Raw genomic sequence first — 12,308 nt, forward strand, 5'->3', positions numbered from 1 at the left:
GTGAGGTGATTGAGCGGTAGTGAGGGTGGATGGGTCCCAAAGGACATGAAAACCACGCGATTTTTAGGATTGCCTTCTTTTGGGCATGTCAATACGCTGTCTTTACACCCTATGAAAATTCACCCCCCAATTTTACGGCCTGTTTGCCTGGGCCTGCTGATGGCGCTGACAGCCTCCGGTCAAACGGTGCAGGTGCTTTCAGACATTAATTCCGCACCTCTGTCCGCCAGTACGGTCGCGGATGAATTGGTTTTGGCTGGCAATACTCTCTATATTTCCACAGATGATGCCGTCAGTGGTTCCGAGTTGTGGAAGTTTGACGTCAGGGCCGCCTTCCAGAACCCCAACGCTGTGGCGGCAGATACAGATGGGACTTTGTATGTGGCGGACACGGCCAATCACATCATCCGTAAAATCTCCCCGACGGGAGCAGTGTCCACGCTGGCAGGTAAAATCGGGGTGTCTGGGGAGCTGGATGCTGCGGGTATTTCAGCAACGTTTAATTCGCCGCAGGGGATCACAGTGGTCACTTCGGGGGCAAGCAAAGGGGTGGTTTATGTGGCGGACACGGGCAATCATACGATCCGACGCATCACTCCCGATGGGGTGGTGACGACACCTGCGGGAGATGGAGGCTCTCCGGGCAGTATCGACGGTGCCGGGGGAAGTGCCCGCTTTCGCAATCCAAAGGGAGTGGCGGTCAACCCGACGGGAACGACGCTTTATGTGGCAGACACAGGCAATCACACGATCCGAAGCCTAAGCATCACCGGAACGACAACCATCACGGTAAATGTGACATTGGTGGCCGGTCTTTCGCTTACACCTGGGAGCCTGGATGGCACCGGAAATGGGGCACGCTTCAGAGACCCGAGTGCCATCACGCTGGACAGCTTGGAGCGGCTTTATGTGGCAGACACAGGCAATCATACGGTGCGTAAAATCATCAATGGTGTGGTCACAACCCTGGCTGGAGCGGCGGGGACCGCTGGCAGTGCGAATGGCACAGGAACAGCAGCCCAGTTTTCCAGCCCACAGGGGGTGGCATGCGACACGTCTGGAGCGAATATTTATGTCGGAGATACGGGTAACCACCTGCTGCGCAAGGTGACATCTTTAGGTGTGGTCACGACACTGGCGGGTTCGGGATTGCCTGGTGCTGCGGATGGCACCGGGGTGGCGGCGAGTTTTAATGGGCTCACTGGACTGGCCTTGCTAAGCAGCCAGCTCTATGTGGCGGACAAGAGCAACCAGACGCTTCGTCGCGTCAGCACGCCTGGAGTGACCACCTTGTATGCGGGCCAGACTGGAATCAGTGGTGGGATTGATGGCGCTGCGCTCTCGGCTTCGACGAGTGCGGTACCTGAACTCGTTCGCGATATTTTCCCCGGCCCCGTCAGCTCCGAACCCAAGCATCTGACTGCAATGGGGAGCAATCTCTTCTTCTCCGCAGAGGATGCCAATGGGGATCGCGATCTGTGGATCAGTGACGGCACACTCGCTGGGACAAAGCGTGTGGGGAACACTAATTTCATCGCTGACCCCTTTGGCCCTGACAAGCTTCTGAACGTCAATGGCACCCTCTTTTTCCAGGGCTACGCATCTGACACTGGAGCCGAACTTTGGAAGGCTACAGTGAGCGGGGCGACGGTGACAGTGGAGGAGGTGCTGGACATCAGAAATGGCGTGGAGACCTCCGAACTCGACAACTTCTATAATGCCAACGGCACACTGCTCTTCGCTGCTTATGACGGGCAGGATCCAGACAACAATGAGGCGACTCCTAGCCGCGGTCTTGAATTGTGGAAAAGTAGCGGCACGGGGGCCAATACTTCTTTGCTGGCGGATATTTTTCCAGGATCGTCGGACTCTCTTCCTCGCAACTTCGCCACGTTTAATGGATTCCATTTCTTTTCAGCCAATGGTACGGATGGGTTCGATCCTATCGGACGTGAATTATACAGGACTGATCTGAACACCGTGAGCTTGGTGGCAAATATAGAGGATTTGGGCGGCTCGGACCCCCAAAGTCTGGTGGTTTCTGGTCCTGCCGATGTGGCTTCGGGAGGTCAGCTTTTCTTCACAGCTGCCACTGATGACTTCGGCAGGGAATTGTATGTGATCAACACGACGACTGGGTTGGGAAATCCCACCCTGGTGAGAAACCTCAATAACAATGTCGAAAATTCACAGATCGCCAACCTGACCCCGATCGTCGCCACGATCGGAAATCCGACACAGCCCAACCGGGTGATTTTCTCTGCGGACGCCAACAACAATCTGGGCAACGAACTCTACATCAGTGACGGTACTTTCAACGGCACGGTGCTCCTGCAGGACATCACACCGGGTGAGGTGGGGACTAATCTCGGAAACTTCGTGCGAATCTCCCCTGGCTTGATTGTCTTCACGGTTCAGGCACTGGATGACACCATCACTCTCTGGCGCACTGATGGCACACAAAGCGGAACCTTTCAGATCGAAGCATTCTCGGATGAAAGCCTTTCTTTCACCAATTTCAGGGCACCAGCCCTGCTTGGGACAAATCTTTATTTCATGCTCGGAGATGATGAACTATGGCGCACGGATGGCCATAGTGATGCAGGTACGGTGCGGTTGCACCGCTTCAGGACGACCACCGGAGATTCGTTTGCCGAAGGATTTACTCCATTGAGCGACGGAAAGGTGATCTTCAGTGCCGTCACCGAAGCTTCGGGTCGTGAACCCTGGATCACTGATCTGGCGGGGAATACGACTCAACTCGCCGAACTGCACGCAGGCACTGCTGGATCCGATCCGCAGGACTTCACGCCTACGGACGACGGGCGTGTCTTCTTCACGGCCTTAGGCTCCACCGACAACCGCGAACTTTACGTCAGCGATGGTCTGACTGCCGTCTTGGTCAAAGAAATCAATACTCTCGAAGGCAGCAATCCCCAGCAACTCTTCTGGCATCAGGGAAAACTCTACTTCTCCGCCCGCAGCGACGGATTCAACGATGATTTGTGGGTGTCTGACGGAACCGAGGTGGGGACTCAACTGCTGGTGGCTATCAATGGAGGGCAGGCATCTTCGCCAGCTCACTTCGCCGCCGTGGGGGACACGCTCTATTTTGCCGCCTCCACATCGACGTCTTTTACGGAACTCTGGAAAACGAACGGCACGGCTCTGGGGACAGTGCAGGTTAAAGACATCGCCATAGGGACGCCGAGTTCTGATCCCGAAGAACTGGTGGCCATGCCAGCTACGGGCACTTCCAGCAAACTCTACTTCATCGCCACCGGCAGCGGCGGCAGTCAGAATACCGGTCGTGAGCTTTGGAGGAGTGATGGCACGTCCGGTGGGACGACAGTCGTCAAAGACATCATTGCCGGGATCGGCAGTTCCATTGCCAACAGCCAGCCTTCTTATCTGACTGTGGTCGGAAACAAACTCTACTTTGTCGCAGATGATGGCGTCAAAGGCCGGGAACTGTGGAAGAGTGATGGAACCACTAGTGGCACTGCGCTGGTCAAGGACATCAATACCCAAGCTGGCCCTTTCACTGGGACAGACGCCTCAGATCCCACTGAGCTGCGCAATGTGAACGGCAAGCTCTTCTTCCTCGCGGATGACGGTGTCAGTGGACGTGAACTCTGGGTCAGTGATGGAACAACCGGAGGGACCGTCAGGGTCAAGGATATCGTGGCGGGCATAGGAAATGCCGGAATCCAGGAAATGACGGTGGTTGGCGATGTGCTCTGCTTTACCGCTGACGATGGTGTCAACGGGCGTGAGGTCTGGGTGTCTGATGGCACTGCGGCAGGAACTCAGATCGTCGAAGATCTTCTTCCGGGCGCGACATCGTCTGTCCCACACAGTCTCGCAGGCATTAGCACCACGCTTATTTTTGCAGCCTTGGATGCTACCATCGGAGATGAACCCAGGTTTGCCTACCTTGACTCGAATCTAATCGTCGAAGTCATCCAAGACCCGGCTCCTCCCGCTTTGGTAAGCGGCGTTTCCACCGTGAATTTCACTCCTCCCACGATCAATTTCGGCGGCAGCAAGGCCCTAAATTTCAAACTCAGCAACTCCGGCACCAACAGCCTGCGGAATGTCACAACGTCCTTCAGCGGTTCTCACGCGGCTGATTTCACCGTCACGAAAAAGCCTCTTGCGGTCATACCGAAGGATTCTTCCACCGAATTGACCGTGCTGTTTAAACCGAAGGAAGGAGGCCAGCGAACTTCCACCTTCACTATTTTCAGCACAGATTCAGATACCCCACAATTCACCATCACCCTCACAGGGCTCTGCACCAAAGATCCGACCATCGACGAGCAGCCCGTTTCGCAGATGGTCAAAGTTGGGTCACCCGTGACCTTGAGTTCGACCACCGCCTCAGGCACCGCACCCATCACCCTGCAATGGCGCAAAAACAATGCAGCCCTCGCTGGTGCCACCACTAATCCACTCTACCTCTGGGCTGCCAAGCTCGCCGATGCTGGAGCCTATTCCGCACAGTTTAAAAGCAGCAGCACGCCTGCTGGTCTGGGCACCAGCGACATCGCTCAACTGGGAGTCGTAGAGGACTACAATCCAGCACGCGTGCAGCCCGTGAAAGTCGGTGCCAGTGTCAAACTCACCGTCAATGCAGCGGGCAACAGCCTCACCTACGCATGGAAGCGCTCTCCCAATCAGAATCTGAGCAGTCCTGAGACACTGAGTTTTGTCGGTTTTAACACCAAGACTCTCACCCTTCCCCTCACGCAAGCGTCCGACAGTCAGTATTACTTCTGTGAAGTCACCGGCCCCGGGGGCATGGCCGTTGGCTGCACCACACATGTGAAAGTCTTCCAAGATCCGCCCATCATCACTTCCTCGCAGGTCCTGCCTGTGGGCATCGTCGGGTCTTATTTTGAATATCAGATCCAGGTCGCCAGCGACGCTAACAGAGTGCCGCTGTCCTACACCGCCAAAAACCTGGCTCCAGGCTTGAAGCTCGATACTAAAACCGGGCTCATTACCGGCGTCCCTACTGCGGCAGGAATCGGCACTCGCAGGGTGCTTCTTGGTGCCACCAACGGCATTACACCGATTCCTCTCCCCGTTGAGGCAGATCTCACCATCGTCAATCTTCCCGCTGGTCTCGAAGGTGTCTTCCAAGGTCTCGTCGAGCGCGACGCGGAGATCAACGGCATGGCCGGTGGCCGCATCGAACTCACTGTGACCAAAGCGGGCTCCTATTCAGGCAAACTCAGCCTCGCTGCCGAGAGCTACAGCTTCAAAGGCAACCTCAGCTTCGGAATCGATTCTGATCCGGACAACAATCCGATGACGAACGATGCCGAAGCCATCGCTCCCTTCACTGGTAGCGTCAGCATCCCTCGCAAAGGCATTGCCGCACCGCTGGCCCTCAGTTTCACCATTGATGAAACTTCCAAAAGCACCCTCAGCACCGGTCAGATCACCTCGGTCAATGTCACTGGCCCGGTCCAGGCAGATGTCACCGGCTGGAAAGTCACTACCAACACCGGTCGCTATCTCGGCCTCTATAACTTCGGCATTCAACTTTCACCCACGGGCGGCGAACTTGCGAATCCCGATGTTCCGCATGGCGACGGCTACGGCTCCTTCACCGTCAGCACCAAAGGCACGCTAAGTATCGCAGGCATGACCATCGATGGTGAAAAGATCACCTGCGCCACCCATGTCGGTCCGAATGGTGAAGTCCTCCTTTATCAGAGCCTCTACGCCACAGCTAGAAAGGGCTCCATCTGCGGTCAACTCACGATTGATACAGAAGGGGATACCGACTCCCCCACGGATAACACGCTCGCCAGCATCGCTCCCTTTGACTGCACTCGTCCCCCTGCCACAGCCGCTGTGGGAACAGCCACCAATACCCGCACTTATCGCGCCGGATTCGGTCTTGGAGACACACCTTCAACCACCACTCCGCTTGAGCTGGATGCCTTCGGCGGCATCTATGCCGCGCCCCCCAACCTCCTCCAGATCATCACTGGTTCCACCACTGCGGACAAAGCCAACCTGACCTTCACCGAGGCCGGTATCGACCTTCCAGGCACGGATGAGCCTGATCTTTCCTCTCTCGCCATCAATGCCAGCGCAGTGAAGGTGCTCACCGCTTCGGCGGCTGCTACGAAGATCACCGCCGCAGTCAAAACCGGACTTTTCAGCGGCAGCTTCGCCCTCGCAGACGACGATACCAGCACTACCAATCCCAAACCCGATGAGATTAAACGCAGCGTGAAATTCTTCGGACTCATCGTCCCTGAGACTGGAGATCATCGTGGAGTCGGCTTGTTTATGCTGCCCCAGATCCCGCCAGCGACCGGAGCGACTCCGGCCAAAACTGCCCCAATCCTCTCTGGTAAGGTCGATTTCGACAACGACTGAGTCCTGTCAGACTCGATCTCCCAAACGGCAGCACCCACTTCGGGTGCTGCCGTTTTTGTCTTAGCTCATCATTGATCGAACCTCCTGCCGCTCTGACAGTCTGACCGTCGCCTATGCCTGTCATCCGCCTCCTTTCCATTGCCGCAGTCGCTTGCGTCTGGTGCGCCGCGCTCCTCGGCTATCGAATCCATTGGGCTGGCCATACGAAGTTCGTTTTCCTTGCCTGGAATCTCTTCCTCGCCGCCATCCCTCTAGGTTTTGCGGTCCTGCTGTCAAAAATTGAGCGCTGGCGTCTCGCGACCCCTTTCATCTCAGGCTGGCTGCTCTTCTTTCCGAATGCACCCTACGTCCTCACCGACCTTCTGCATCTCCACCCGCGTTCAGGCATTCCTGTATGGTATGACCTGCTGATGCTCCTTTCTTTTGCTCTTGTCTCTCTCTGGATGGGCTTCCAGTCTCTCCAGCTCGTGCAGGTCTGGATTGCGCGGAAGTCCTCCCTCCTCATGGCCTGGAGCTTCGTCGGCATCTGCCTCATGCTGTCCGGCTTTGGCATTTATCTCGGACGCTTCCTGCGCTGGAACAGTTGGGACATCGTCAGCAACCCCGGCTCTCTATTGGGCGACATCTGGGAGCGCTTTGCCGACCCGCTCGCTCACGGCCAAACTTGGGGAGTGACATTAGGCTTCGGAGGACTGCTTCTCGTGGCGTATCTATTCTGGATGTTTTCCACCACCTCTACGACCTCCAGTGACAATGCCGACTGAATCCGCCTGGACCCATCTCCTCCTCTTCGACGGCGTCTGCAATCTCTGCGACAACAGCGTCCAATGGGTCCTCGCTCATGATCTGCGTGGCATCGTCCACTTCTGCTCCATCCAGTCTGAGCTCGGGTCAAAGCTCTATCGCGAGCGAGGCTTCGATCCTGCCGAGCCGCACAGCATGATCCTCATCACACCCGAGGGCAGCTTTGCCAAAAGCGATGCGGCTCTCCAGCTCGCCGCGCTCATGGGGGGACGCCTCTCTTGGCTTGCCATTTTTAAATTTATCCCCCGTCCTCTGCGCGACCTCGCCTACACCTTCGTCGCTGCGAATCGCTACCGCTTCTTCGGCAAAAAAGATGCCTGTCTGATCCCTCGACCCGAGTGGAAAGATCGCTTTCACTCGTGAACTGAAGCCCCGGGAGACGTTTACAGGCATCATGCGCCAACTCATCCTCAGTCTCAGTCTTATCATCAGTGCCCAGGCAGCGAGCATTGAGATCAAAGACGCCGCGGCACTCAAGTCCGCGTTTCGAGATCTCAAGCCCGGCACTGTCTTAAAACTCGCCCCCGGCGACTATCCCGGCGGGCACCATATCATCGGCATCGACGACCTCACTCTCGAAGCCCTCGATCCCAAGCAGCCGCCGCATTTCAAAGGCGGTGCCAGCGCCCTCCAATTCTCCCGCTGCCAGCGACTCACGCTCCGCCATCTGAAAATCAGCGGCCAAAGCACAAACGGCCTGAACATCGACGACGGCGGACAACGAACGAGTTCGGTGAAAGGCGTCACCCTCGATCATCTCGACATCAGCGACATCGGCCCCACCGGCAATCACGACGCCATCAAGTGTTCTGGTCTCGATGAACTCACCATCCGCGACTGCACCATCACCGGCTGGGGAGGGCAGGGGATCGACTTTGTCGGCTGTCACAAGTCAAAGATCATCGGTTCCAACTTCACCGGCAAACCCGGCTTCACCGCCAGCGCCGCCATTCAGCTCAAAGGTGGCACCAGCGAGGTCAAAGTGGAAAAATGCCACTTCAAAAACGCCGGCGAGCGTCCCGTGAATGTCGGCGGCTCCACCGGGCTCGACTTCTTCCGCCCGCCGACTGCCGCGTATGAAGGCAAAGACCTCACCGTCCAGGACTGCATCATCGAAGGTAGCTCATGCGCTGCCGCCTTTGTCGGAGTCGATGGAGCCCTCTTCACGCGCAACACCATCCTTTACCCTGAGAAGTGGATCTTCCGAATCCTCCAGGAAACCACTAGCGAGCGCTTTTCACCCTGCCGCAACGTCAGGATCACCGACAACAAGATCCTCTTCCGCCGCGCCCAGGTGCAGATCGAGATCAACATCGGAGCCAACACCGCACCCGAGACCTTCAGCTTCGCCAACAACCACTGGTTTGCTGAAGATCGCCCTGATCGATCCAAGCCCAGGCTCCCTGCTGAAGAAAGCGGCGGCGTTTATGGAGTGGATTGGAGGTAAAAGACGTGCTGTCGCTATCCCATCAATCCTGATGCGGGGCGTCGTCCGAATCCCTTGCCGAGCCGGCTGCGATAGTGCTCAGCCCGGATGAGAAAGATGATCATCGGCGATTATGTACAGCATGATCCACTTTGGATTCTGCCAAATACCTGAGTGCCCAGACGATTAAAGCTGGGAGAGCGAAGATAAACAAACAGGCGTAAAAAGTTACTTCTTTTGAGATCGGCCGACCGAAAGCTTCGATGTCGTTAGCAAGAATTATCCAGGCAGTGCAGATTAGCAACGCTTCCAAAACAATAATCATGTAAGTTCCGATAACTTGCTTCGAGTTTGGCTTGGTTTTGTCGTATATCTTCAGTCGCTCTTTTACGAATGGATAACCTTGTGGGTGTGATTCTACTTCCATTCGAACACTGTTGAGCGGTATCAGGGGAATTTTGAAAAGGATGACCCAGGCCGTCGTGATGAAACTGTTGCGTCCAGTGTCACGCTCAAATCTGAAATCTCTTTTTCCATAGTAGATGACTCCACAACCTAAAACATGAAATTGAGCGACTGAGAATCGTTCGCTTGGAGGAAGTTTCGCGATTCTCTCACGCTCGCCTTTTGCCACTTGAGTTATCACCCACCAAACAAGGCTGATAAGCACGAGGATTGCGATGATGGGATACAATGGCGAATCCCAATCCAAATTAATGAACGAAAAATATTCGTCAGCACGGTTTTCCATTACGTGTGGTGTTAAACTTATCGTTCAAGTGTTAGCCAGACCAAGAGCGCGGGTCAATCACAAACTGAAACCAGTCATGGCAAAAATACTCACAAATCCTTGTGTCTTTGCTGCGTATGTCTGAGAGTCCCGTTCTCCCTGCCACCGCCTCATGCGCGACTACTTCATCCGACGCTTCCTGCTCATTCTTCCGACACTGATCGGGGCGACGATGGTGGTGTTTTTCATCACTCGGGTGACGCCAGGAGGGCCTCTGGAGGCCGCGCTACGACAGGCTGCGGCTCAGCAAGGGGACCGAGGCATGAAGGACGCGGGTGCCTCGCTCAGTGAGGAGCAGAAGGAGGAGATGGCCGCCTACTATGGTTTCGACCGGCCCTTCTTCCCGGCCTACCTCGCCTGGCTGGGCATCCTGCCAAAGGAAGGTGACAAGCAGTTCGTCAAGTTCGCGAAGGACAAGCAAGCGATGCCTGTGACGCTGCAAGAGCTGCTGCCGCGCGATCAATGGAAGCCCAACAACGCCTACCGAATCACCCAGGCCAAAGTGACTCGCGATGGCAAGCTGTCCGCCGATGATGCCAGCGGCCTGAAAGAGTGGCAAACTCGCGAGGAGAAGGAAAAAGAGCGCGTGCAGGTCTTCCGCCCGAAGTTCGACGGCTTGCTGCAAGGCAATCTCGGCATCTCGACACGCTACAACGAATATGTCTGGGACATGATCCGCGAGCGCATGCCGGTCTCGATCTTCTACGGCCTGGTCACCTTCATCATCAGCTACCTCGTCTGCATCCCACTAGGCATTTTAAAGGCCATCAAGCACCGCACGGTGATCGACAATGCCAGCTCGATCCTCATCTTCGTGGGCTACTCCATCCCCGGTTTCGTGCTGGCGAGCGTGCTGGTGGTGTATCTCGCGGCGCGACTGAACTGGTTCCCCACTGGCGGTTTCGTGAGTGAAAACTTCGCCTCGCTCACCGTTGGTGGCAAAGCCTGGGACGTGGTGCATCACGCCGTGCTGCCGCTGATCTGCTACATGGTCGGCAGCTTCGCCTTCATGACGATGTTGGTGAAAAACAACCTCATGGACAACCTTGCCGCCGACTACGTCCGCACGGCAGTGGCGAAGGGCGCGGGCTTCAAGCGCGCGGTGCTCGTCCATGCGCTGCGGAACTCTCTCATCCCGCTGGCGACCACGCTGGGGCACATCGTCTCGATCTTCGTGGCTGGCTCGACGCTCATAGAGCTGATCTTCGAGATTAACGGCTTCGGTCTGCTCGGCTACTACAGCGTGCTGGATCGCGATTACCCGCTCGTGATGGGCATTCTCGTCATCCAGGTCGTCCTGCTCATGGTGGGCAACATCTTGTCTGACTTCTTCGTCGCTCTGACCGACCCACGCATTCGCTTCGAATAACCCATGTCCCCCCGCACCACTGGCATCACCCTCCTCGTCTATGCAGCGCTCAGCGCGCTGTTTCGCGGGCTGTCGTTGTCCGTGCCGGTGTTCAAGGTCTCGTTTCTTGGTGGTGCTTGGCTGGGATGGATTTTGCTCGCAGGCTTTGCGATCACGGGTGGTTGGTTGCTCTGGCGTGGGCAAACGCAGTGGCATTGGAGTCCGTTGACTTTGAAACAGTTCCGCCGCTTCCGTGAGATCAAGCGCGGGCATGCCTCCTTCCTGGTTTTGCTAGCACTGGTGGGCGTGGGATCACTCGACACTCTGATCGTGGGCAAACGCGCACTCGTCGTTCGCTATGAGGGCAAGTTCTACTTCCCGTTCGTGACCGACGTGAAGCCTGCGACCACCTTCGGACTCAAAGACGAGTCGGAGACGGATTACCGCGAGCTGCAGCGTCAGTTTCGCGAGTCCAAGTCTGCGAACTGGGTGCTCATGCCCATCGTGCCGTATGATCCGAAGCTCGACACGCCGGAGACCATCGAGGAGGTCGTGCTGCGTGATGGCGTGGCTTATCGGGCGAGTGAAACCAAACCTTTCGATGGCCGCGCTTACACGCTGTTTCGCGACAAGCCGCAGCAGAAACGCCAGGAGTGGGTCTTCCGTCATGGTTTGAAGCAGGGCGAGATGCTCGGCTGGGATGCGAACAACGAGCAGGTGGAGAAAGCCACCTTCGACAAAGGCAGCCGCACCGCCTATAAAGACTTCACCGAAGGCAAAGCCGCGGCGCTGGAGTCTCAAGCCTCTGAAACTATGCTGACGGTGGTTTACCCGCCATCACCGCCATCGTGGGCGCATCGGCATTTCCTCGGCACGACTTCGATGGGTGGAGATGTGCTCGCCATCCTCTACGGCGGCTGGCAGCAGGCGATCATCGCTTCGATCCTGTTTGTGACTTTCGTTTTCGTCGTCGGTGTCGCGGCGGGTGGTTTGCTCGGCTACTTCGGTGGCGTGCTGGATCTCGTTGGCATGAGGTTGATCGAGATTTGGTCGGTGCTGCCGTTTCTGTTCATCGTCATGATCGTCAGCTCGATCGTCAGTCCGAACCTGTTCCTGCTGGTGGTCATCATCTCGCTGTTCAGTTGGATGGGCACGACGATCTACATCCGTACGGCGGCCATGAAGGAAAAAGCGCGTGATTATGTCGCCTCCGCGCGGCTTCTCGGTGCCAGCACGGGTCGCATCATCTTCAAACACATCCTGCCAAACAGCATCGCCATCTTGGTGACGCTCGCGCCCTTTGAGGTCTCGGCGATCATCACCTCACTGGCCGCGTTGGATTACCTCGGGTTCGGTCTGCCGCCGGAAGAACCCAGCTGGGGCCGCCTGCTGCACGAGGGCACCGAAGACTTCAATTACCCCTGGATCGTCAGCAGCGCCTTTGTCGCGATGACCACCGTGCTCGTGCTCGTCACCTTCGTGGGTGAAGCCATACGCGAAGCCTTTGATCCAAAGAAATTCACGACCTACCGATGAGC

Annotated in this window: 7 protein-coding genes; 6 read left to right on the forward strand and 1 reads right to left on the reverse strand. The window is 56.6% G+C overall.

Annotation, left to right across the window (positions count from 1 at the left end):
• The first annotated feature begins 111 nt into the window (after positions 1-111).
• The 4 genes from AC6FTP_RS09760 (at position 112) to AC6FTP_RS09775 (ending at position 8,653) form a co-directional block, all read left to right on the forward strand.
• Positions 112-6,402 carry an ELWxxDGT repeat protein gene (locus AC6FTP_RS09760; protein WP_497206722.1) on the forward strand — a complete coding sequence of 2,097 codons (6,291 nt, stop codon included), beginning with the start codon at positions 112-114 and terminating at the stop codon, positions 6,400-6,402.
• A gap of 113 nt (positions 6,403-6,515) precedes the next feature.
• Positions 6,516-7,166 (forward strand): DUF1361 domain-containing protein, encoded by a 651-nt coding sequence (locus AC6FTP_RS09765; RefSeq protein ID WP_497203223.1) that lies wholly within the window; start codon positions 6,516-6,518, stop codon positions 7,164-7,166.
• Entirely contained in the window at positions 7,156-7,569 is a 414-nt protein-coding gene (locus AC6FTP_RS09770) for a thiol-disulfide oxidoreductase DCC family protein (RefSeq protein ID WP_497206723.1), read from the forward strand. The genes AC6FTP_RS09765 and AC6FTP_RS09770 overlap by 11 nt, the downstream gene beginning before the upstream one ends.
• Before the next feature lie 31 nt (positions 7,570-7,600).
• Positions 7,601-8,653 (forward strand): right-handed parallel beta-helix repeat-containing protein, encoded by a 1,053-nt coding sequence (locus tag AC6FTP_RS09775; RefSeq protein WP_497206724.1) that lies wholly within the window; start codon positions 7,601-7,603, stop codon positions 8,651-8,653.
• Positions 8,654-8,753: 100 nt separating this feature from the next.
• Here AC6FTP_RS09775 and AC6FTP_RS09780 read toward each other — a convergent pair whose 3' ends face one another.
• Positions 8,754-9,383: a hypothetical protein gene (locus AC6FTP_RS09780; protein WP_497206725.1), complete on the reverse strand. Its 630-nt coding sequence runs from the start codon at positions 9,381-9,383 to the stop codon at positions 8,754-8,756.
• A gap of 151 nt (positions 9,384-9,534) precedes the next feature.
• On the opposite strand from AC6FTP_RS09780, the gene AC6FTP_RS09785 reads away from it, so the two are divergent.
• Together AC6FTP_RS09785 and AC6FTP_RS09790 are read left to right on the forward strand one after the other, a co-directional pair.
• Entirely contained in the window at positions 9,535-10,791 is a 1,257-nt protein-coding gene (locus AC6FTP_RS09785; RefSeq protein ID WP_497206726.1) for an ABC transporter permease, read from the forward strand.
• Positions 10,792-10,794: 3 nt separating this feature from the next.
• Positions 10,795-12,306, forward strand: a complete 1,512-nt coding sequence (locus AC6FTP_RS09790; protein ID WP_497206727.1) for an ABC transporter permease subunit — start codon at positions 10,795-10,797, stop codon at positions 12,304-12,306.
• The last annotated feature ends 2 nt before the right edge of the window (positions 12,307-12,308 follow it).

Source organism: Prosthecobacter sp., assembly GCF_044378005.1.
In the GTDB taxonomy this organism is placed as follows: domain Bacteria; phylum Verrucomicrobiota; class Verrucomicrobiia; order Verrucomicrobiales; family Verrucomicrobiaceae; genus Prosthecobacter.

What these genes read in the sequence shown, in the direction of transcription:
- AC6FTP_RS09785 (WP_497206726.1), top strand. Translation starts at nt 9,535, where the DNA reads ATGCGCGACTACTTCATCCGACGCTTCCTGCTCATTCTTCCGACACTG.
- AC6FTP_RS09765 (WP_497203223.1), top strand. Translation starts at nt 6,516, where the DNA reads ATGCCTGTCATCCGCCTCCTTTCCATTGCCGCAGTCGCTTGCGTCTGG.
- AC6FTP_RS09790 (WP_497206727.1), top strand. Translation starts at nt 10,795, where the DNA reads ATGTCCCCCCGCACCACTGGCATCACCCTCCTCGTCTATGCAGCGCTC.
- AC6FTP_RS09775 (WP_497206724.1), top strand. Translation starts at nt 7,601, where the DNA reads ATGCGCCAACTCATCCTCAGTCTCAGTCTTATCATCAGTGCCCAGGCA.
- AC6FTP_RS09770 (WP_497206723.1), top strand. Translation starts at nt 7,156, where the DNA reads ATGCCGACTGAATCCGCCTGGACCCATCTCCTCCTCTTCGACGGCGTC.
- AC6FTP_RS09760 (WP_497206722.1), top strand. Translation starts at nt 112, where the DNA reads ATGAAAATTCACCCCCCAATTTTACGGCCTGTTTGCCTGGGCCTGCTG.
- AC6FTP_RS09780 (WP_497206725.1), bottom strand. Translation starts at nt 9,383, where the DNA reads ATGGAAAACCGTGCTGACGAATATTTTTCGTTCATTAATTTGGATTGG.